The sequence below is a fragment of the Streptomyces sp. NPDC057249 genome (genome assembly GCF_042669245.1).
GTDB lineage: Bacteria > Actinomycetota > Actinomycetes > Streptomycetales > Streptomycetaceae > Streptomyces.
This window is the reverse complement of sequence record NZ_JBHUXS010000005.1, coordinates 118,813-139,877: the sequence shown is the minus strand read 5'-3', so window position 1 is coordinate 139,877 and position 21,065 is coordinate 118,813. Positions and strand designations below refer to the sequence as shown.

The following is a 21,065-nucleotide window of genomic DNA, read 5'->3' as shown; positions in this document are numbered from 1 at the left end:
GGCGGGGTGTTACGCGGTGGCGTCGACGAGGCTCTTGGGCCGCATGTCGGTCCATTCGGCCTCGATGTACGCGAGCGCCGACGCCCGGTCGGACTCCCCGCGCGCGACGGCCCAGCCGGCCGGGACCTCCGCGAAGGCCGGCCACAGCGAGTGCTGCCCCTCGTCGTTGACCAGGACCACGAAGATCCCCTCCTCGTCGTCGAACGGATTCGCCATCACTGACTTCCTTCCTGTGGTTCCCGTACGGGTGCGAGCACCGCGGCCAGGGCGGCCGGAGTGCGGTGACGGTGGATCTGCACGAGGTCCGGTTCGACGCCCAGCGCCTCCCGGACGCGCCCGGCGAGCCGGAGCGCCCGCAGCGAGTCGCCGCCCGCGTCGAAGAAGTCCTCGCCGGGGCCGACCTGTTCGCGGCCGAGCACCGAGGCGAACAGCGCGCACAGCACCTCGGTGCGCTCCGGTGCGGCGGCGGGGGGCGCGGGCGGCACGGGCGGCGCGGAGCGCACGTCCAGGACGGGCAGCGGGGTCCCGGGCAGCGCCCCGGTCGCGGTCTCCGGGTCCTCGGCGAAGGCGGTGAGCAGCGCGGTGAGCCGGTCGAGCACGGCGGCGGCGCGTCCGGCGTCCACCAACTCGGCGCGGTGGCTGACCTCCAGGTACATCCGGTCGCCGGGGACGGCCATCAGCTTGAGCGGGTAGTGGTAGGCGTCCCGGCCGTGGAAGTCCGCGACGCGCAGCCCCGCGCCCGGCACGGCGGGCAGGGCGGCGGCCCGGGGGTAGTTCTCGAACACGATCGACGTGTCGTACAGCGGACCGGCGCCCGCGAGGCGCTGGACGTCGGCCGGGCCGAGGTGGTGGTGGTCGGCCAGTTCGGCCTGCGCGGCCTGTACGCGGACGAGCAGGGCGCGCAGCGGTTCGGCCGGGTCGGCCGCCTCGACGCGGACCGGCACGGTGTTGATGTACAGCCCCACCATGTCCTCGATGCCGGGCAGTTCGGGCGGCCGGACCGAGACGGTCGCGCCGAACACCACGTCCCGGCGCCCGGTCAGCTCGGCGAGCAGCAGCCCCCAGGCGCCCTGGACCACGGTGTTCGGGGTGACCCCGGCCGTGCGGGCGGCGGCGGTGAGCGCGGCGGTGAGGTCCTGCGGGAGTTCGGCGGTGATCCGCTCGGGGAGCGTCGTCAGGGTGCCGGTGTCGTGGCCGGGGGCGATCAGGGAGGGCCCGGGCAGGCCCTTGAGCGCGGTGCGCCACGCCTCGCGGGCGGTCTCGCGGTCCCGGCCGGCCAGCCAGGCGGCGTACTCCCGGGCGGGGACGGGCCGGGGCAGCGCGGCGGGGTCGCCGCCGCTCAGGTACAGCGTGAACAGATCGCGCAGCAGCACCGAGGTGGACCAGCCGTCGGTCAGGATGTGGTGGCTGGTGAAGACCAGGGCGTGCCGGTCCGGGCCCGTCCTGAGCAGCGTGAAGCGCAGCAGCGGCGGCCGGTCCATGGCGAACCGGGCCCGCCGGTCGCGGGCCAGGAATGCGTCCAGGCGGGGGCGGGGCGACGACCCGTCGGGGCGGGTCAGGTCCAGCTCGGCCCAGGGCACGTCGACGCGTCCGGCGACGGCCTGGACGGGTTCGCCGGCGTCCAGGAGCGGGAAGCCGGTGCGCAGCGCCTCGTGCCGGTCGGTGAGGGCCTGGCAGGCGCGGCGCAGGGCCGCGGTGTCCAGGGCGCCTTCGAGTGCGGCGACGAGCTGGACGTGGTAGACGTCGGCGGCCCCGCCGTCGTACCGGGCGTGGTGCAGCAGCCCCTCCTGGAGCGGGGTGGCGGGCAGCAGCCCGGCGAGCGGGCCCGGGTGCCAGGTGGCCTCCAGGGATTCCAGCTCGTCCTGTCCGATGTCCACCAGCGGTACGTCGGAGGGCGTGAGGCCGCCCGCTCCGGGCCGCGCGGTGTGGGCGACGAGGTCGCGCAGGGCGGCGAACCACGCCTCGCCCAGCTCCGCCGCGTCGGCCTCGGTGAGCAGGGCGCCGGGCCAGGACCAGGTCGCGGTGAGGCGGGGCCCGTCGGGCAGGTCGTGGGTGGCGGCGTTGACCTCGATGACGTGCGGCATGGGCAGCCCGTCATCGGTCCCGGGCACCACGGCGTCCGCCTCGGCCGCGATGTCCCACGCGCCTTCGCCGGGCCCGGAGAACCGGCCGAGGTAGTTGAACCCGATCTGCGGGGGCGCGTACGCGGCGAGCTTGCCCGCCGTGTCCGGGTTGAGGTGGCGCAGCAGCCCGTAGCCGATGCCGTGGTCCGGGACCGCCCGCAGCTGCTCCTTGACCCGCTTCACCGCCCGGTTCAGGTCACCGGGGCCGGGGTCGATCCGTACGGGGTAGAGGCTGGTGAACCACCCGGCGGTACGCGAGAGGTCGAGGCCGTCCGCGATCTCCTCGCGGCCGTGCCCTTCCAGGTCCACGAGCACCCCGCCCGCGCCGTCCGTCCCGCGCGCCCGGCGCCAGGAGTCGACGGCCAGGGCGAGCGCGGTGAGCAGGATGTCGTTGACCCCGGTCCGGAAGGCGGCGGGCACGCTGGTCAGCAGCGGTTCGGTGGACGCGGCCGGCAGGGTCAGGGTGAGCGAACGGGCACTCCCGTACACATCGCGTCCGGGGTCGAGCGGGCGCGCGGCGAGCGCCGGGTCGCCGCCCGACAGGACCTCCTCCCAGAGCGGCAGCCGGTCCGTGTGCCAGGGCTCGCGGGCCGCCGTGTGCAGCCGCTCGGACCAGGTGCGCAGCGAGGTGTGCACGGGGTCGAGTCCGGCCGTACCGCCGTCGTCGGCGGCACCCTCCCACGCCCGGTGCAGGTCCGGGAGCAGGACGCGCCAGGAGACGCCGTCCACCGCGAGGTGGTGCACGGTGAGCAGGAGGCGGCCGTCGGCGCCGGGGCCCGCGTCGAACCAGACCGCCTCGACCATGCGGCGCGCGGCGGGGTCGAGCCGGTCGCGCGCGGCGGCGGACTCCTCGGCAACCGCGGCCCGCAGCGCGTCCGGGTCCAGGCCGGCGGCGTCGCGGCGGCGCACCAGGTCCTCGGCGCGGACCGTGCCGGGCGCGGCGATGTCGAGGGCCCAGTCCCGGCCGCCCGGCCCGGTGGCCAGGCGGCGCATGCGGAGCGCGTCGTGCCGGTCCAGCAGCCGCTGCACCGCACGGGCCAGCCGGTCGGTGGTGCCCAGGTGCGGGACACGGACCAGGACCGACTGGTGGAAGCCGTCGGAGGGCCCGCCGCGCTCGCGGAGCCAGTGCATGACCGGGGTGGGCCGGAGCGGTCCGATGCCCGCGTCCGGGTGCTCGGCCGGGCGGTCGGCGACCGTCCGGGCGACCCGGGCGAGGGCGGCGACGGTCCGGTGCGTGAAGACGTCCTTCGGGGTGATCACCAGCCCCGACTTGCGGGCGCGGGCGACCAGTTGGATGGAGACGATCGAGTCGCCGCCGAGGTCGAAGAAGCTGTCGTCGACCCCGGGGTCCGCGACGCCCAGCACCTCGGCGAACAGCGCGCACAGGACCTCCTCGGCGCGGCCCGACGGCGCCCGCCCGCCGGAGCCGGTCGCGGCGGCCGGGGCGGGCAGCGCCCGGCGGTCCAGCTTGCCGTTCGGCGTCAGCGGCAGCCGGTCCAGCCGGACCACGGCCCCGGGCACCATGTACTCGGGGAGGGCACCGGCCGCGTGTGCGGTGAGCGCGGCCGGGTCCAGTTCCGGGGTCCCCGTGGGGACCACGTACGACACCAGGCGCTTCACGCCCGGCTGGTCCTCGCGGACGACGGTCGCGACCTGCGCCACCGAGGCGTGGCCCGCCAGGACGGTGTCGATCTCGCCGAGCTCCACGCGCAGGCCCCGGATCTTGACCTGGTCGTCGCTGCGGCCCAGGTACTCCAGGACCCCGTCGGCCGTCCAGCGCACCACGTCACCGGTGCGGTACATGCGGGCGCCGGGCTCCCCGTACGGGTCGGCGACGAAGCGCTCGGCGGTGAGGACGGGCCGGTGCGCGTAGCCGTGGGCGAGCTGCGCGCCCGCGAGGTACAGCTCGCCGGGCACGCCGGGCGGGACGGGCAGCAGCGCCTTGTCGAGCACGCGGAGGCGGGTGTTCCACACGGGCCGGCCGATGGGGACGGACCCGGCCCCCGCGTTCGGCCGGCACTGCCAGTACGTGACGTCGACGGCCGCCTCGGTCGGGCCGTACAGGTTGTGCAGCTCGGCGCCCGCCGGCCCGAGGAGGTCCAGGAAGCGGTTCTGGGTGGCGACGGGCAGCGCCTCGCCGCTGGAGAAGACGCGCCGCAGCCCGGTGCACCGCGCGGCGGCCGGTTCCTGGAGGAAGACCTGGAGCATCGAGGGCACGAAGTGGGCGACGGAGACGTCCTCGCGCCGGATCAGCTCCGCCAGGTGGGCCGGGTCCTTGTGGCCGTCCGGGCGCGCCACGACCAGGGTGGCGCCGGTGTGCAGGGGCCAGAAGAACTCCCAGACCGACACGTCGAACCCGCACGGCGTCTTCTGGAGCACCCGGTCCCCGGGCCCGATGGGGTAGCGGTCCTGCATCCAGCGCAGCCGGTTGACCACGGCGGCGTGCGGCACCATGACGCCCTTGGGCCGTCCGGTCGACCCGGACGTGAAGATGACGTAGGCGGCGCTCTCCCCTCCCGGCGCGTCCGGCGCGGCGGAGACGTCCACCGGATCGCCCGGCGCGTCCAGCAGCAGCCGGGGCGCGTCCGTCTCCGGCAGCGCGGCGGCCGTCGCGGTCTCGGTGAGCAGCAGCGCGGGCGCGGCGTCCTCCAGGAGCCACCCGATCCGCTCGGCCGGGAGGTCCGGGTCGACCGGCACATAGGCGGCGCCCGCCGCCTGCACCGCGTGCAGGGCGACGACCAGGGCGGCCGACCGGGGCAGCGCGACGGCCACGGTGTCGCCGTGCCGGACCCCGTGCCCGCGCAGCCGTGCGGCCAGGGCGCGGACCCTTTCGGCGGTCTCGGCGTACGTCAGCGTGGCGTCCTCGGCGACGAGGGCGACGGCGTCGGGCGTACGGGCCGCCTGCTCGGCGAACATCCGGGGCAGGGTGGTGGGCTCGACCGGATGCGCGGTGTCGTTCCAGGTGTCCAGCACCCGGTCGCGCTCGCCCGGGGTGAGCAGGGCGACCCGGCCCACCGGGGTCTCCGGGGCGGTGAGCCAGGTCTCCAGGAGGTGGCGGACGCGGGCGGCGACGCTTTCCGCCTCGGCCCGCTCGTACACGTCCGGCCGGTAGTTGACCTCCAGCCGCAGCCGCTTGCCGGGGGCGGCCATCAGGCTGAGCGGGTAGTGGGTGGAGCCGGCCGATCCGTCGCCCTCGACGGCGGTCAGCCGCAGCCCGCCGGCCGGGGCGCGCACGTCGTCCCAGCTCATCGGGGCGTTCCCGAACGCCACCGAGGTGTCGAAGAGTTCGCCGAGCCCGGCCCGCCGCTGGATGTCGGCGAGCCCCACGTGGTGGTGCGGTTCCAGCGCCGACTGCTCGCGCTGGATGCGGGCGGCCAGCGCGCCCAGCGCCTCGTACGGGTCGAGCCGCACCCGGACCGGGGCGGCGTTGATGAGCAGGCCCACGATGTCCTCGACGTCGTCGAGCCCGGCCGGGCGGCCGGACACGGTCTGTCCGAAGACCACGTCCCAGCGCCCGGTCAGCCCGCCGAGGACCAGCGACCAGGCGGCCAGGACCACGGAGTTGAGGGTGAGCCCGGCCGCCCGGGCGGCGGCGGTGAGCGCCCCGGTCGTCTCCTCGGTCAGCTCGGCGGCGGCCATGCGGGGCATCGCGGCGCCCCCGGCCGCGTCGGCCCCGGGCGCGACGAGGGTGGGCTCCCCGAGCCCGGCCAGCGCCTCGGCCCAGGCGTCCTCGGACGCGGCCCGGTCCTGCCCGGCGAGCCAGGAGAGGTAGCGGGCGAAGGGGACTGCGGGCGGCAGCGCTCCGCCGTCGCCCCCGGCCGCGTACAGCACCAGCAGGTCGCGCAGCACGATCTGGAACGACCAGGCGTCGAGCAGGATGTGATGGTAGGTCAGGATCATCGCGTGCTCGTCGTCGGCGAGCCGGGCCAGGGTGAAGCGGATCAGCGGCGGGCGGCCCATGTCGAAGCCCCGGGCCCGGTCGTCGGTCCGGTAGCGGGCGAGCCGGTCCTGCTGCTCGTCCGCCGGGAGCGCGCTCAGGTCGAGGTCCGTCCAGGGCACCGCGGCCCGCCGCCGCACCAGCTGGACGGGCTCACCCGTCTTCCGCTGCTGGAAGCCCGCCCGCAGCACCGGATGCCGTTCCAGGAGCGCCCCGCACGCGGCCCGCAGCCGGTCCGCGTCGAGCGCGCCGCTCAGCCCGAAGGCGACCTGGATCGTGTAGACGTCGACGCCCTCCTCGTCGTACAGGGCGTGGAAGAGCATCCCTTCCTGCAACGGCGACAGGGGCAGGGCCGCTTCGAGAGGAGACGGCTTCACGGGGGAGCCTCCGGCGGGAGAGGGCGGGCGGGGTGGTCAGGCGGCGGCGGAGCGGGACGGCTTGGCCGCGACGAACGCGGTGATCGCGTCGACGGAGCAGAAGTGCACTTCGTCCAGCTCGTCCGTGCCGACCTGGACGCCGAACGCGCGCTCCACGTAGGTCACGAGCTGGATGGTGAACAGCGAGTTGGCGAGGCCCGCGCCGAAGATGTTGAGGTCGTCGGCGACGGGCGTCGCCAGCTCCTCGGTCAGATAGGCCCTCACCTGGGTGCGGATGGCTTCGGTCTGCTCGGTCGTGGTCACCGGGACGGTCCTTCCTGTAGGGGGTGTGCGGGGACCGGCAGAACGCCGGCCAGTGCGGCGACGGTCGCCGCCGGTTCGGACTGCGGGAAGCCGTGCCCGCCGGGCAGCAGCGTGATGGTGTGCCCGCCGCCCGCGCAGGCCCGCCACTCCTCGGTCAGGGCGGGCGGTGCGAGCGTGTCGTCCGCCCCGCCGAACACATGGAGCGGGCAGCCGACCCGCACCGGCCCCGGGGTCACGATCCGCTCGGCCAGCGCCAGGTCGGCGCGGACCGTGCGGAACACGTACGCGGCGTACGCGGCGTGCCGCAGCAGCTCCGGGGGCAGCCCGCCGATCCGGGTCAGCCAGGCGGCCAGACGCCGGTCGTCGTACTCCGCGACCGACGCCGCCGGCGGGGTGTGCGGCGCCCGCGACCCGGCCACGACCAGCGCGGCGGGCGCGGGTGCACCCTCCCGGGCGGCCCGCACGGTCACCGCGTGGGCCAGCAGCGCGCCCAGGCTGTGGCCGAACAGGACGTACGGCACGTCGAGTTCGGGGAGCAGCCCGTCGAGCAGCCGGCGCGTCACGGTGTCCGGGTCCGGCGGCAGCGGTTCGGCGGCCCGGGGGCCCCGGCCGGGCAGCGTCACGGTGGCGATCTCGACGCCGGGCGGCAGGCGGTGCCGCCAGGCGGTGAACGCGGCGGGCCCCGCACCGGACTGCGGCAGGCAGATCACCCGCGTACGCGGCCCCTCCACGGCCCCGAACCGGCTGCCGATCCACGGGTTGTCCCGGGGCTTCGTCATCGGTCAGGCCAGGTATCCGGTGAGCCGGGCGAGCATGGACTCCGCGAGCCGGTCGCAGAAGGCGCCGGACGTCCGGTCCGGGTGGTAGCCGATCACCAGCCGCCCGTGCGTCCCGGCGGCCGGCCAGACCTCGGCGTGCACCTCGCCGGAGACCCCGGGGTAGCGCGGCCGGAAGAACTGGGACGGCAGCCCCTTCAGGGCCAGTTCGCCGAGGCCGTTGTCCTGGAGCACGAACATCGTCTGGAACATCCGGTTGCGGTCCGTGGACTCCGTCTTCAGCTGGAGCCCGGCGATCTCCGAGATCGACAGGTCCTGGGCCGAGAACGCCTCCGCGACGGCCGCCGCGGTGGCGGCGATCGAGGCGGCGGGCGAGGCGTCCGGGTCGGTCCTGGGCCGCAGCGGCAGGATGTCGATGAGGCAGCCCGCGGCCCGGCTGAGGACGCTGTTGCCGCGCCGGTTGACGGGTGTGCCGACACCGAAGTCGTGGTCGCCGACGAGTTCGGCCATGGCCTGCCCGTACGCGCTGAGGTACACGGCGAACGGGCTGACCCCGTGGCGCTGCGCGAGCCCCTCGACCCCGTCGGCGAGCCCGGCGGGCAGCGGCAGGTCGACCATCCGGCAGGGCGTCCCGCGCGGCGCCTCCGCACCGCCCGGGTACGCCAGCGGGGTCATGCCGTTGATCGTGCGGCGCCAGTACTCGCGCTGGGCGTCGAGGTCCACGTACGGCAGGTGCGCCTCCAGCGCCTCGGCCACCTCGCGCGGACCGGGGGCGGGCTCCAGGGCGGGCGTCCGGCCCTCGGCGTACGCGTTGTAGGCGGCCGACAGGTCGTGCGCCAGGACCTCCGACGAGCCGCCGTCGAACGCCACGTGGTGGACGGCGTACCCGAAGAGGGTGACGTGCGCCTGCCGCACCGCCACGAAGACCGGCCGCCACACGTCGCCGCGCACCAGCCGGAAGGGCTTGGCCAGTTCGCGGGCCAGGACGTCCTTCGCCTCCTCCTCGGTGTCCGCGAGGAACGCGCCGAGCGGCGGGGCGGGCAGCTCGGCGGGGCGGACGTAGGGCTGCTCCTGGAAGAGGTACTCGGCGCTCAGGTAGCGGTGCCTGCGGTGCAGGTACTCCACGGCGGCGGCCAGCGCGGCCCGGTCGGGGCGGCCCTCGATGCGCCAGCAGCGCACCGAGTGCAGCGAGAGGTCGTCGGGCTTGAAGACGTGCTTCATGAACATGAAGGTCTGCGTCGGCGAGAGCGGGGCGCGCGTCCCGTCGCCGGGCCCCGCGCCCTCGCCGGGTGCCGCGTGCGGACGCCCGTCCGTGGCGTGAATCCACTCCGCGAGCCCGGCCGCGGTCCGCTGCCGGTAGATCTGCGAGATCGGCACCGGCCGCCCGAGCGCGTCGCCGAGCCGGGCGCAGATCCGGCCGATCTCCAGCGAGGTCACGCCGAGCGCGGTCAGTCCGGTCTCCCACGGCACGTCGTCGGCCGGCAGCCCGGTGACCCCGGCGAGCGCGGCGGCGACGGCCGCCCGGATCTCGGGCAGCCCCCGCCCCGCCGCGTCCCGGCCCCGCTCCGGGCGGCCGGGGTCACCGGCCGCCACCCCCTCCGCTGCGACGGTCGCCGCGAGCGGGACGACGGCATGGGGGCCGGTGCTGGCGGGCATGGCGGGTCTCCTCTGTACGTCTGCCGGAACGGGCCGGGGGCCGGTCCCCGGTGATCCTGCCAACGCCCGGGAACCGCTTCCAGGCAGGAACCCGGCAACTGACGGCCCGCGCCGAACGGCCCCGTACTGCCGGTTCGTTGCCTGGTGGGCGGTGTTTCGCCCCGGCAGCATCGAATGGGACCAGTGCGCGAACCCCCGCCGAAAGGAATCCCAGGGCATGCGACGTGACGGTACGGAGACGGGGCCGCCCCAGGACGATCCGCCCGCCGGCGCCCGGCCCTCGCTGTGGCGCAACCGGGACTACGTCGGCTGGTGGGCGGGGCACGGCCTCTCCGCGCTCGGCACCAGCGTCTCGAACATCGCCTTCCCGCTGCTGATCCTGTACGCCACCGGATCGGTCGCCCGGGCCGGGGTGATCACCGCCGCCACGATGGTCGGCACCCTCGCGACCACGCTCCTCGGCGGGGCCCTCGCGGACCGCGTCTCCCGCCGCCTCATCCTGATCACCGGACCCCTGGTGCAGGCGGCGGCGCTCGGCGCGGTCGCGTACGCCGTCCACCGGGGCGAGTTCGCGCTGTGGCTGCTGTCCGCCCTGGCCTGCGTGGCCGGTGCCGCGTCCGGGATCACCTCGGGGTCGACGATCCCGTCGCTGCGCCGGATCGTGCCGAAGGAGCAGATCGGGGAGGCCACCGCCCGCTCGATGGGCCGGGACATGGCGGCCCGGGTCATCGGTGCCCCGCTGGGCGGGCTGCTGTTCTCGGCGGCGCGCTGGGCGCCCTTCCTGGCGGACGCGGTGTCGTTCCTCTTCGCGTCCCTGGGCGCCGCGCTCATCCGCCGCCCGCTCGGCCCGGACCGCGAACGGGGGGCGGAGCGCCCCGGCATCGGCCGGGACGTGGCGGCCGGCTACCGCTTCGTCCGGGACCACGCCTATCTGCGGTTCACGGTGATCTGGGTGGCGCTGCTCAACGCGGTGGCCCAGGGCTTCTTCCTGCTGCTGATCGCCCTCGTGAAGCACCGCGGCGGCGATCCGCAGACCATCGGCTTCGTCAACGCGACGGCCCTGGTCGGCGGGGTCGTCGGCGCGGTGATCGGCCCGCTCCTGCTGGCCAGGGTCCGCGCCCGCACCGCCCTGCTGGTCTCCGCCTGGGTCTTCGTGGAGTCGTTCGCCGTGGTCGCGCTGGTCCCCGAGCCCTGGCAGATCGGCGCGGTGCTCCTGGTGGCGACGGCCGCGATGGTCCCGCTGAACGTGATCCTGGAGTCGTACGAGGTCCGGCTCGTCCCCGACGAGTACAGCGGCCGGGTCTCCGCCGTGAGCCGCTTCGGCATGCAGGCCCTGCAATGGACGGGCCCGCTGGCCGCCGGCTTCCTGGGCGACCGGTTCGGGGTGCAGGGCGCGGTGCTGATCCTGATGGTGCTGATGGCCGCGCTGGCGGTCGCCCTGCACCTGACCCGCTCCCTGCGGGTGCTGGACGAGCCGGTGGACACGGTGGCGGAGCTGGCGGTGCCGGAGGCCCGGGAGGGGGCGGGGGTCTGAAACGTCGGGGGTTCGGGGGGGGCCGGACGTCCGGCGCGGGCCTCAGGCCCGGTCGAGCGCCCAGGTCTGGAGGGCGTACGGGCGCCCCTTCTCCTCGCCCTCGATGAGGGGTACGCCGAGCAGCCGGAAGCCGTTCGCGGCGGCGACCGCGACGCTGGCCGCGTTCTCCGCCTCCAGTTCCAGGATGACCCGGTCGACGCCCAGCTCCTCGAACGCGTACGCGGTCATCACCCGCACCGCCCGCCCGGCGAGCCCCTGCCCGCGGTGGGCGGGGCCGACCGCGTAACCCAGCTCGGTGCCCTCGGGGGCGCGCCGCAGCATGACCTCGCCGAGCGGGGCGCCGCCGTCGAGCGTGATGGCGAGCAGGACCGCCGTGCCGTCCGCGCGCAGCTGCCGGGCCTTCGCCAGCCGGGCGCGGGCGGCCTCGGCGTCGAAGGGCGAGACGATCGGCGTCCAGTACGCGATGTCCGGGTGGTCGAACAGCTCCGGCATGGCGGCGAGGTCGTCCTCGGTCCAGTCGCGCAGGACGAGCCCCTCACCCGTGAGTTCGACGTGCTCGGGAAAGGCGGGTGCGGCGCTGCTGGTCATGGTGCGGACCCTATCCGGGCGCTCCCCGGACACCAAGCCGTTTGTGCCGCCCCGGCCCGCTCAGCCCAGGGCCTCGTCCAGCAGCGCCGCCCACTGGGCGACCACCTTGCGGCGGCGGGCGGTGTCGTCGGTGAGGACGTTGGCGAGGCCGAGCCCCCGGGCCATGTCCAGCAGCCCCTGCACGGTCTCCCGCACCCCGGGCCGCTCCTCGTCGGCGCGCAGGAGGTGGACGGCGATGCGGTGGGTCTCGCGGCCCACCCGGGCCTCCAACTCCGTCACCCGGGGGCGCAGTTGCTCCTCGTTGGACGCGGCAACCCAGAGCTGGAGGGCGGCGCGGAAGAGGGGCCCGGTGTAGAGGTCGACCAGGGCGGCGACGACGGCGGCGCGGTCCTGGTCGGGGACGGCGCGCAGGGCGGCGGAGCGTTCCTCGGCGACGTATTCGACGGCGGCGGTGAACAGGTCCTCGCGGGTGGGGAAGTGGTGCTGGGCCGCGCCCCGCGAGACCCCGGCCCGTTCCGCGACGACGGCGACGGTGGACCCGGCCCAGCCGTGCTCGGCGAGGCAGGCCACGGCGGCCTCCAGGAGGCGCCGGCGGGTGGCGCGGCTGCGGTCCTGTTTGGGGCCCGGGCCGGTGGAGCCCGGAGTCACAACGCCCATGCGGGGTCCCGTCGTTCGAGGAAGGCCGTCATCCCCTCCCGGGCCTCGTCGGAGGCGAAGAGCCGGGCCGAGCGGGCGATGAGGTCTTCGGCGTGCTGGTCGAAACTCTGGAGCACAGTAGCCGTGACCAGCGCCTTGGAGGCCGCCAGCCCCTGCGGCGAGGCCCGCCGCAGATCGTCCAGTACGCCGTCGAGCGAGCCGTCCACGTCGTCGGCGGCCATCGTGACGAGGCCGATACGCTCGGCCTCGTCCGCGGAGAACTTCTCGCCGGTCAGGTAGTAGCGGGCGGCGGCGCGCGGGTCGATGCGCGGGAGCAACGGCATCGAGATCACGGCGGGCGCGAGCCCGAGCCGCGCCTCGGTGAGCGCGAAGGTGGCCCCGGTCCCGGCCACGGAGATGTCGCACGCCGCGAGCAGCCCGAGCCCGCCGGCCCGGACGTGCCCGGTGACCCGGGCCACCACGGGCTTGGGCAGCGCGACGATCCGCCGCATCAGGGCCACGAAGTCGTGCGGATCGGCCGGGGCGCGCAGATCGGCGCCCGCGCAGAAGGTGGTGCCGGTGTGGGTGAGGACGACGGCCCGCACGGACGCGTCGGCCGCGCACGCGTCCAGCGCCTCCGCAAGACCGGCGACGAGCCCGGCACTGAGGGCGTTGCGATTGCCGGGCGAGTCGAGCGTGAGGGTGGTGACGCCGCGCACGTGGGCGGGCGGGGCGAGCGGGCTCATCCGCGGTCTCCTTCTCTGCCGGCCGTCGCGTCGAGCGTGGCAGCAGGAACGAGAACAATCAAGCGCGCTTGCATGATTTCACGGAGCGGCGCGCGGAGCGGCGCGCGGAGCGGCGCGCGGCGGGGCGGGCAGCGCCGGTCGCGCCCCAGGAGACCGCCTCGCTCAGGAGTCCGCCGCGGACAGCCTCTCCGGTGCCGTGTCCTCCGAGGGGGCCAGCTCCTGGGTCCCCACGACGGACAGCAGTTCCAGCTGCTCGGCCGCCGGGCTCCCGGGCGGGGCGGTGAACCACAGCAATCGCTGCCGTCCGTCCTCGCTGAGGAGGTTGTGGCAGTCGAGCTCGATGACGCCGAGCATCGGGTGGACGATCCTCTTGTGGTCCATGCGCCGCACCGCGACGTCGTGGGTGTCCCAGAGGTCCGCGAACTCCTGGCTGCGGCGGCGCAGCGCAGCGACCATCTTCGCGACCTCCGCGTCCCGGCCGCGCCGGGCTGCCGCCGCCTGGAGGTCGGCCACGAACACCCGGGAGTGGTGGGGGTGGTCCTCCGCCGGGTGCATCTCACGGGCCCGCGGGTCGGTGAACCAGCGGTACACGAGGCTCGCCGCCGGGCCGCGGCGGTCCGGCGACCTGCCGAGCAGGGCCGAGGCCAGGCGGTTCTCCACCAGGGTCTCGTGCAGGTCGGTGATGACGCGCGCGGGGGTGTTGGAGAGCCGGTCCAGGAGCCCGAGGAGCGCGGGCTGCACATGTGCCGACGCCCCGCCCGCGGGCGGCGGGACCGGACGTTCGGCCAGGTGGAACAGGTGGTCGCGCTCGTCGCCGTTCAGCCGCAGGGCCCGGGCGAGGGCGGCCAGGGTCTGCGCCGAGGGCTGCACACCGTTCTTCGTGCTCCCGCGTTCCAGCTCGGTGTAGTAGTCGGCCGACAGCCCCGCCAGCTGCGCGACCTCCTCGCGGCGCAGCCCGGGGACGCGTCGGCGCGGGCCGTGGGGCAGGCCGACCTCGGCGGGGCGGATGCGGTCGCGACGGGTCCTGAGGAAGGCCCCCAGCTCTGGAAGGTTCACCGCTCCATGGTCGCTCGTACGGCGGAACGCAGCCAGGGGGTGGCGCCCCCCGGGTGGACACAGCCCTGGCTGGGCTCGGAGAACCGGCCGATCGTGGAGGACACCGCAGGGCGACGGCCGGGCCGCCGCCCGGCCCCCACCCCACTCACCACAGGAGTCAGTCATGCCGCTTACCGCTTCCCCCGACGCGTCCGCCGCCCCGGAGCAGCCCTCCGCCCCGCCCCGTGTCGCGATCGTCACCGGCGGCTCGCGCGGCATCGGCCGCGGCACCGTCGGCCGGCTGGCCGCCGACGGGTACGCCGTCGTCGTCGGTTACGCGGGCCGCCGAGACGAAGCCGAAGCCGCCGTGCGGGAGGCCGTCACCGCCGGCGGCCGGGCGCTCGCGGTGCGCGCGGACGTGGCGGACGAGCACGCGGTCGCCGCCCTGTTCGACGCGGCGGAGGCCGAGTTCGGCGGGGTCGACGTCGTCGTGCACGCGGCGGGGCGGATGCACCTGGCGCCGATCGCCGACATGGACCTGGCCGTCCTGGACGACCTGCACCGCACCAACGTCCGCGGCACGTTCGTCGTGGTCCAGCAGGCCGCCCGCCGGGTGCGCCCCGGCGGCGCGATCCTGACGTTCTCCACGTCGGTGCTGGGGCTGGCCTTCCCGACGTACGGCGCCTACGCCGCAAGCAAGGGGGCCGTGGAGGCGCTGACGATGATCCTGGCCCGGGAGCTGCGGGGCCGGGACATCACCGCCAACACCGTCGCGCCCGGGCCCACGGCCACCGATCTGTTCCTGGACGGCAAGGACGAGGAGACCGTCGCCCGCCTGGCCGCCCAGCCCCCGCTGGAACGCCTCGGCACCCCGGGCGACATCGCCGAGGTGGTCGCGTTCCTGGCGTCCCCCGCCGGCCACTGGGTCAACGGGCAGGTCGTCCGCGCCAACGGCGGAATCGTCTGAACCACCCCCTGACCGTCCGCATCACCCCATCTGGAAGAAGAAGGAAGAACCAGCCATGCCTTTCGCGAACTTCAAGGTCCCCGAAAAGACCCTCACGCCGAAGCAGAAGGAGGAGATCGTCACCCGCACCACCGAACTGTTCGTCGAGATCTACGGCGAGCGCGCCCGCGCCAACACCATGGTCCTGGTCGAGGAGGTCGCCGACGGCGGCTGGGGCATCTCCGGCAACGTGCTGACCCTCGCCATGCTCGGCGAGGCGGAGGCGGAGGCGGAAGCGGCACCGGCCGGCGCCTGACCGCACCGCCGCCGCCACGGGCCCCGCGGCCGTTCACCGCGGGGCCCGCCCGTCACCCCAGTGCGGCCCGCGTCACCGGGCGATCGGCGCGGCCCCCGTGGCGGCCACGGACAGGTCCCACAGCCGCGCCGCCGCGTCCGGGTCCACGGCGTACGCGCGCACGCCGTCGCCCTCGGGCGATGCGGGGTCGAAGAGACCGGCGACCTCGCAGTCCTCCAGGTAGAGACCGCCCCGGCCGGCCAGGAGCGGGGACGTGGCCGCCCACAGGCCGGTGGCGGCGCCCTGGGACGGGTTCTTGAAGCCCTCGCCGATCACCTTGCCGTCCTCGTCCACCCATCCGCGCTCGACCTGCTCCTGGAGCGTCATGTCGCGCTGCAACCCGGTGATGATCGCCCCGGGGTGGAGCGCGAAGGCCCGCACGCCGTCGCCCCGGCCGAGCGCGTCGAGGTGCACGGCGAAGAGCACGTTGGCCGTCTTGGCCTGGCCGTACGCCTGCCACTTGTCGTAGCCGGTGCGGAAGTGCGGATCGTGCCAGCGGATGTCCGTGATGCCGTGGCCGCCGGAGCTGTAGACGACGACACGCGCCCCGTCACGGGCGGCGGCGAGGAGCGGGTACAGCTCGCAGACGAGGGCGAAGTGCCCGAGGTGGTTCGCCGCGAACTGGCTCTCCCACCCGGGCCCGACGTGCCGCTCCGGGGTGGCCATGACCCCGGCGGTGGCGAAGAGCAGGTCGATCGTGGTCAGCCTCTCGCGGATGTGCGCGGCCGCCGCCCGCACGGTCCCGAGGTCGCACAGGTCCATGGCGACGACCTCGGTGTCGCCGCCCACCCCGTCGAGGGCGGCGCGGGCGGTGTCGGGCCGCCGCGCGGGCACGATCACCCGCGCCCCGGCGGCGGCGAGCGCGCGGGTCGTTTCGAGCCCGAGCCCGGAGTACCCCCCGGTCACGACGGCGGTCCGGCCGGTGAGGTCGAGCCCGGCGGTGACGTCCTGGGCGGTGCTGACGGCGGAGAAGGGCGAGCCGAGCGGCTTCTGTTCGGTGTGGGTCATGGCGACGAAGCTACGATCTAGACCTCGCTCTAGATCAAGTCCTACGCTCCACCGCATGACCACCACCACCGGCACGCTGAGCATCGGCGAGGTGTCCGACCGCACCGGCCTCAGCGTGCACGCCCTCCGCTACTACGAACGCGAGGGCCTGCTCGTGGGCCCGGTGCACCGCACCTCCGGCGGCCGGCGCCGGTACAGCGCGCTGGACGTCGACTGGCTCCTGATCTGCGTGAAGCTGCGCGAATCCGGCATGCCCCTGGCCGAGCTGAAGCGGTTCGCCGCACTCGTACGCCGGGGCCCCGGCAACGAGGCCGAACGCCTGCACCTGCTCGACACCCACCGCCGACGCGTCGACGCGCAGATCGCCGCCCTGGAGGAGTGCCGCTCGGTCATCACCTGGAAGGTGGGCATCTACGCGGACCACCTGGCCCGGGGCGAGGCGAACGGCCTCTGGGACCCGACGGCCTGACGGGCGCCGGCACCGCGCCGAGCCGGCCCGGCCCCGTCACCTCGCGGCCTTCAGCACATCCAGCTCGCACCCCGGCGCCGCCGGGTCGAAGCCGTGCTGGACCAGCCAGCGGTACGCGGTGAGGCTGCGCAGCGACCACCAGGCGCGGACGATGTCCGTGTCGACGCCGGCGCCGTACCCGGCGACGAGCTCGCCCAGGCGCTCCTCGTGCCCCAGGGTCAGCGTCGCCAGGTCGAACAGAGCGTCCCCCCGCGCCGCCTCGGACCAGTCGATGATGCCGGTGACCTCGTCGTCGTCGCCGGTGAACACATGGGTGATCTGGAGATCGCCGTGCACGAACACCGGCTCCCACGGCCGCAGCGCCGCTTCCGCGATCCGGCGGTTGCGGGTCACCAGCGCGGCGGGCAGGACCTCATGGGCCAGGAGCCAGTCGCACTCCCGCTCCAGCTCGGCCGCCAGGCCGTCCGCGCTCCGCCCGGGCCACGGCGGCAACGGCGCCTCGTGCAGCGTCCGGATCGCGGCGCCCGCAGCGGCCCACGCCTCCGGTGACGCGGGCGACGGCTCCCCGAGGCGGCCGAGCGCGGTGCCCCGGACGGCGGCGAGCGCCAGCACGGACGGCTTGCGCCACAGCACCTCCGGCGTCGGGACCGGGGCCAGCGCCAGCGCCTCGGCCTCGACGTCGGTCCGCGCCTGATCGGCGTCCACCTTCAGGAACACGTCCCCGACGCGCAGGGTCGTACGCTCGGAGTGGGCTACGACGACTTCGACCTCATCCATGCCGCCCAGTCTCCCGGCCACGACCGCTGCCGGCACCGGGTTTCCGGCTACCGCCCGTCCAGCTGCAACGGCGGATTCGGGTCGTTCTCCTCGCTCATGAAGTCCTTCATGCCCTGCCACAGCGAGCGGGCCCGGTGCACCGTGGCGCCCCGGGCGCCGGCCAGGACCTCGGCGCGCTCGCCGAAGCCGGCCGGGAGCGGCGGGAGGCCGAGCGCGGTCAGGGTGCGGATCAGGAGCTCCGAGGGGGCGCCCGGGTCGCGCAGCAGCCGCGCGATGTCGCGGGCGTCGCCCCGGCCGGCCGCCGCGACGAGCAGTTCCGCGTGCTGGTGCGCGGTCTCCTGGGAGGGCGTCGCACCGGCCCCCGCCCACCGGTGGCGGGCGGCCGTCCGCCCCTTGGCGACGACGGACAGCACCCGCGCGTCGCTCCCCTCGCACCGGGCGACCAGCGTGGTGAGCCCCGGGGAGTCGAACGCGCTCTCCGCCACCGCCGCCAGCCCGTCGAGCCGCAGCACCGTCGCCCGGCGCCCGCGCTTGCCCGGGGTCTCCTGCGAGGGGGCCGACTCCATCAGCGTCCACCGCCCGGCCGGCGCGAGCCACACGGTCGCGCCGCACAGCAGCAGCTCCTGCGAGACGTGCTGCGGCGGGCCGGGCACGTACGCGATCTCGTGGGCCGCCTCCACCCGCGCGGAGGCCGGCAGGGGCACGGCGGGAGCGGGGACGGTGCCGTTACGGGGGACGGAGGCGGCGAGTTCGGCGCGGGCGCCGTCCCGGATGTCCCGGAACGCCTTCAGCGGCTCGTCCATGTAACGCCACGGGGACGCGGTGGCGTACCGCCCGATGGAACGGTAGACGTCCAGCGATTCGGCCCAGCGTTCGCGCCCGTTCAGCGCCCACACCAGGTGGTTGCGGATGAGCCGGGCCGCGTGGTCCTCGGGCGGGCGCGAGGCGGAGTACGCCTGCGCGGTCGCGATGATCGCGTCGGCCTGTCCGGGGGTGGGGGCCCCTCCCTTCTTCTCCTGCGGGGTGACCTCGGCCAGCGCCACGACCTCCAGGGCGCGCAGCGGCGAACCCTCCGGCGCGCCGGCGGCGACGCGGGCCGCGTAGCCGAACATCTCCTCATGGCTGCCGTGCCACTTGGCGGCGAGGTACTGGAGGGCGTTCAGGTGGGTGGGCAGGTGGTGCGGCCCACGGCTGACCGCCTGGTTCAGACAGCCGTCGAAGACCTCGCGCGGCGCCTGGGCACCGATGCAGTGGGCCAGGGCCGCGGACCACGGCACCGGGTCGCCGGGGCTCGCCGCGACGGCCGCCTCGATGACCGGGAGCGCGTCGTCCAGCAGCGCGTGGAAGGCGCGGAACCGCTCTTCGCTCACGTCCTTGGCCCGCGCGGCCGTACGGACCGCCCACGCTTCCTCGATGCGCCGGAACGCCTCCACGACCAGCGCGTCGGGGTCCTCCGGCGACGCGTCCAGCCAGGTGTTCAGCCAGGCCGCGTCGTCCACGGCGATCTCCGCGAGGGCGGTGACGGCCTCGTGCCGGAGCGTCCAGTCGCCCTCGGCGCGGGTGGCGGCGAGGAGCGCGGCGGCCGGCGCGTGCGCACCCCGGCGGGCGGCGCCCAGCGCCTCGACGGCCCGTGCGTCCGGGGCGTCCACCTCCACCGCGTGGTCCGGCACCAGCCCGATCCCGGTCGCCTCCAGGTTCCGCACCATGCGTGCCACCTTGCCGAACACGTACGCCCCCTCCGTAGAACCGCCTGTAGCGGCCATGATCTCCGCCGCACCGCACGCGGGGCACTCCGGCACCCGAGTCGTGTCCATCCCGCCGCCCCTGCGTGACCCGGCGGGCGCGCCCCGTACCGTGCACCCATGGGATTCTCAGGTCACCTGGTCTTCGCCCGCAGTCAACACCGGCTCCTTGAGGCGCCGTTGTTCGCCGACATCGCCCCGGCACCGGGCGACGAGGCACACGAGTGGCCGATCCGCCCGGGCGGCTGGCGGACCCTGCAACTGGAAGTCGGCATCTGGGAGTACGAGATGCTGTCCGGCCTGGTCGAGTGGACCGGTGCGCCTGCCTGCGTCGCGCATGTCACCGACAGCGGCACCGCGCTCGTCACCGGCCTGGACCCCGAGGGCCGCCACTGGCACGCGTGGCTCAATCCGGACAACGCCGCGTCCGCGTTCCTCAGGACCGCCGCGGACGTGGGCGACGCGGGTGTGTGGGTCGACTCCCCGGAGTTCGAGGAGGCCCGCGCCCGTAAGCGGGCCGAACTCGAGGCCGAGATCCCCGCCAACGCCGGACGCGCCCTCGCCTGGGCGACAGCGGCCGGCGTCCGCACCACGGCGGAGCAGCACCACATCGAGGAACTGCTCCGCACCCACGCCACCTTCGCGGAGGACCTGTTCGCGTCGCTCCTGGACGAACTGGACTTCCCGGAGGCGCCGTTTGCCTGACCGGCATAGCCACACCCCTCCGACCTCACGAGGAGCCCGCCTAAAGTGTGCGCATGTCGCTCAGTCGCATAGTTCTGCCGTCGGGCCGCCGAGCCGACCTCACCGAGATGCGCATGTCCTCGACGTACGCCGGATTCCTGGAGGGATACCCGTCCAAGCCCGTCAATGAGATGGTGATCCGGAGGCTGCTACGGCAGACGGAGCAGGCGTTTCCCTCCACACCGTGCCATGTGGTGCCGCCGCGCCTCGAACATCCGGACCGGCCCGCCGGTGGCTTCGGGCCTGTCGTGGCGCTGCCCCCCATGGCCTGTGCCGGCCTCTTCCGCTCCACGCCGGTCGACCCCGGCCTGGACCCGGCTCTGCACCGCTCGTCCCTCGCCGTGATCTGGTTCCAGAGCACGCCGAACGTCCCGGCGGGCGAGGCTGCCGGCCCCGCGCTGCGCGACCTGCACTGGGACGAGCTGGCACGGGACTACGAGCTTTAGGCGACACCCCCTCGGAGGGGCAGCGCTTCCCGGAGGCGAGCTCGAACGTCAGGGACGCTCCACGCTCTCGTCCTCGTCCAGCCATTCGAGGTCGGCACTGCCCCGCCCCGCGGCCACCGCCGGCGTCACGGTGATGAGCTGCGCGGCAAAGTCCAGCAGCCGGGCGCGCGCCGCCGCCCCACACCGCCTGGGTCGCCCTTCGTCGCCGAGCGTCCGGCACCACCGGCAGGCCGAGCGCGGCCCGTGCCCCTACGCCTCACGCGCCCCCGCCTCGGCAGGAGCCGCGGCCGTCCCCGTCATCGGCGCCCCCCGGAACGACAGCACCAGGGCCAGCGCGCAGCCGCCGGTGATCGCCCAGTCGGCCAGGTTCATCACGCTGAAGTCCCGCACGGCGATGAAGTCGACCACGGCGCCCTGGAGGTCGCCCGGGGTGCGGAAGAGGCGGTCGGTGAGGTTGCCCAGGGCGCCGCCGAGGAGCAGGCCGAGCGCGACGGCCCACGGGGTGCTCGCCAGGCGGCGCGAGTAGCGGATCACGACGACGGCGACGGCCGTGGCGACCAGGGTGAAGACGATCGTCGTCGCCTCGCCCACTCCGAAGGCGGCGCCGGGGTTGCGCTGGACCCGCAGGACGAGCCAGTCCCCGAGGACGGACACGGTCGTCCGGCCTTCGAGCTTCGCGACCACGGCCAGCTTGCTCGCCAGGTCGACGGCGTACGCGAGGGCGGCGACCGCCCACAGCAGGCGGGCGTGCCCGCGCGCGCCCGTGCCGCTCGTCGTCACGTCCGGCATGCTCGCCCTCCTGACCCTCGTCGCGCCGCGAACGGCACGCTCCCCTCAGGGGAACGTATCCCGCTCAGGGGCTCCCCG

At 75.3% G+C, this 21,065-nt stretch carries 19 protein-coding genes; 6 read left to right on the top strand and 13 right to left on the bottom strand.

Annotated elements, in window-relative coordinates; genetic code table 11:
* Window positions 1-9 precede the first annotated feature (9 nt).
* From ACFUJY_RS11440 to ACFUJY_RS11420, 5 genes are read right to left on the bottom strand one after another with little or no spacing between them, the layout of a single operon-like run.
* A complete protein-coding gene (locus ACFUJY_RS11440; RefSeq protein ID WP_383297711.1) occupies window positions 10-216 on the bottom strand; it encodes an MbtH family protein in 207 nt (68 codons plus the stop codon).
* Entirely contained in the window at window positions 216-6,437 is a 6,222-nt protein-coding gene (locus tag ACFUJY_RS11435) for an amino acid adenylation domain-containing protein (RefSeq protein WP_383297709.1), read from the bottom strand. Before ACFUJY_RS11435 ends, ACFUJY_RS11440 begins: the two co-directional genes overlap by 1 nt.
* Window positions 6,438-6,473: 36 nt before the next feature.
* Window positions 6,474-6,740 (bottom strand): acyl carrier protein, encoded by a 267-nt coding sequence (locus tag ACFUJY_RS11430; RefSeq protein ID WP_383297707.1) that lies wholly within the window; start codon window positions 6,738-6,740, stop codon window positions 6,474-6,476.
* Window positions 6,737-7,519: a thioesterase II family protein gene (locus ACFUJY_RS11425; protein WP_383297705.1), complete on the bottom strand. Its 783-nt coding sequence runs from the start codon at window positions 7,517-7,519 to the stop codon at window positions 6,737-6,739. The genes ACFUJY_RS11430 and ACFUJY_RS11425 overlap by 4 nt, the downstream gene beginning before the upstream one ends.
* A gap of 3 nt (window positions 7,520-7,522) precedes the next feature.
* The gene (locus tag ACFUJY_RS11420; RefSeq protein WP_383297704.1) at window positions 7,523-9,172 is read right to left on the bottom strand and encodes a condensation domain-containing protein; all 1,650 of its coding nucleotides are present in this window, start codon (window positions 9,170-9,172) and stop codon (window positions 7,523-7,525) included.
* Window positions 9,173-9,389: 217 nt separating this feature from the next.
* Here ACFUJY_RS11420 and ACFUJY_RS11415 point away from each other — a divergent pair, with 217 nt between their 5' ends.
* Entirely contained in the window at window positions 9,390-10,706 is a 1,317-nt protein-coding gene (locus ACFUJY_RS11415; protein WP_383297702.1) for an MFS transporter, read from the top strand.
* Window positions 10,707-10,748: 42 nt separating this feature from the next.
* On the opposite strand, the gene ACFUJY_RS11410 is transcribed toward ACFUJY_RS11415, so the two are convergent.
* The 4 genes from ACFUJY_RS11410 to ACFUJY_RS11395 form a co-directional block, all read right to left on the bottom strand.
* Window positions 10,749-11,294, bottom strand: coding sequence for a GNAT family N-acetyltransferase (locus ACFUJY_RS11410; RefSeq protein WP_383297700.1), 546 nt, complete (start codon window positions 11,292-11,294; stop codon window positions 10,749-10,751).
* 60 nt (window positions 11,295-11,354) lie between these two features.
* Window positions 11,355-11,951: a TetR/AcrR family transcriptional regulator gene (locus ACFUJY_RS11405; protein WP_383297698.1), complete on the bottom strand. Its 597-nt coding sequence runs from the start codon at window positions 11,949-11,951 to the stop codon at window positions 11,355-11,357.
* Window positions 11,939-12,676, bottom strand: a complete 738-nt coding sequence (locus tag ACFUJY_RS11400; protein WP_383297696.1) for an enoyl-CoA hydratase family protein — start codon at window positions 12,674-12,676, stop codon at window positions 11,939-11,941. The genes ACFUJY_RS11405 and ACFUJY_RS11400 overlap by 13 nt, the downstream gene beginning before the upstream one ends.
* Before the next feature lie 162 nt (window positions 12,677-12,838).
* Window positions 12,839-13,732, bottom strand: coding sequence for a helix-turn-helix domain-containing protein (locus ACFUJY_RS11395; RefSeq protein ID WP_383297695.1), 894 nt, complete (start codon window positions 13,730-13,732; stop codon window positions 12,839-12,841).
* Window positions 13,733-13,895: 163 nt separating this feature from the next.
* Here ACFUJY_RS11395 and ACFUJY_RS11390 point away from each other — a divergent pair, with 163 nt between their 5' ends.
* Together ACFUJY_RS11390 and ACFUJY_RS11385 are read left to right on the top strand one after the other, a co-directional pair.
* The gene (locus ACFUJY_RS11390; RefSeq protein WP_383297693.1) at window positions 13,896-14,678 is read left to right on the top strand and encodes an SDR family oxidoreductase; all 783 of its coding nucleotides are present in this window, start codon (window positions 13,896-13,898) and stop codon (window positions 14,676-14,678) included.
* Window positions 14,679-14,733: 55 nt separating this feature from the next.
* Complete coding sequence (locus ACFUJY_RS11385; protein WP_383297691.1) at window positions 14,734-14,973, top strand: tautomerase family protein; 240 nt, start codon at window positions 14,734-14,736, stop codon at window positions 14,971-14,973.
* Window positions 14,974-15,045: 72 nt separating this feature from the next.
* Here ACFUJY_RS11385 and ACFUJY_RS11380 read toward each other — a convergent pair whose 3' ends face one another.
* Window positions 15,046-16,020 (bottom strand): SDR family NAD(P)-dependent oxidoreductase, encoded by a 975-nt coding sequence (locus ACFUJY_RS11380; protein WP_383297689.1) that lies wholly within the window; start codon window positions 16,018-16,020, stop codon window positions 15,046-15,048.
* 55 nt (window positions 16,021-16,075) lie between these two features.
* Here ACFUJY_RS11380 and ACFUJY_RS11375 point away from each other — a divergent pair, with 55 nt between their 5' ends.
* Window positions 16,076-16,489 carry a MerR family transcriptional regulator gene (locus ACFUJY_RS11375; protein WP_383297687.1) on the top strand — a complete coding sequence of 138 codons (414 nt, stop codon included), beginning with the start codon at window positions 16,076-16,078 and terminating at the stop codon, window positions 16,487-16,489.
* 36 nt (window positions 16,490-16,525) lie between these two features.
* Here the strand turns inward: ACFUJY_RS11375 and ACFUJY_RS11370 are convergent, their stop codons facing one another.
* Together ACFUJY_RS11370 and ACFUJY_RS11365 are read right to left on the bottom strand one after the other, a co-directional pair.
* Entirely contained in the window at window positions 16,526-17,266 is a 741-nt protein-coding gene (locus tag ACFUJY_RS11370; RefSeq protein ID WP_383297686.1) for a phosphotransferase family protein, read from the bottom strand.
* A 47-nt stretch (window positions 17,267-17,313) separates the two neighbouring features.
* Complete coding sequence (locus tag ACFUJY_RS11365; RefSeq protein WP_383297685.1) at window positions 17,314-18,972, bottom strand: hypothetical protein; 1,659 nt, start codon at window positions 18,970-18,972, stop codon at window positions 17,314-17,316.
* Window positions 18,973-19,128: 156 nt separating this feature from the next.
* Here ACFUJY_RS11365 and ACFUJY_RS11360 point away from each other — a divergent pair, with 156 nt between their 5' ends.
* Both ACFUJY_RS11360 and ACFUJY_RS11355 read left to right on the top strand, forming a co-directional pair.
* Window positions 19,129-19,713, top strand: a complete 585-nt coding sequence (locus ACFUJY_RS11360) for a hypothetical protein (protein WP_383297683.1) — start codon at window positions 19,129-19,131, stop codon at window positions 19,711-19,713.
* Window positions 19,714-19,766: 53 nt separating this feature from the next.
* Window positions 19,767-20,198, top strand: coding sequence for a hypothetical protein (locus ACFUJY_RS11355; protein ID WP_383297681.1), 432 nt, complete (start codon window positions 19,767-19,769; stop codon window positions 20,196-20,198).
* Window positions 20,199-20,447: 249 nt separating this feature from the next.
* On the opposite strand, the gene lspA is transcribed toward ACFUJY_RS11355, so the two are convergent.
* The gene (gene lspA / locus ACFUJY_RS11350) at window positions 20,448-20,987 is read right to left on the bottom strand and encodes a signal peptidase II (RefSeq protein WP_383297679.1); all 540 of its coding nucleotides are present in this window, start codon (window positions 20,985-20,987) and stop codon (window positions 20,448-20,450) included.
* Between the last annotated feature and the right edge of the window lie 78 nt (window positions 20,988-21,065).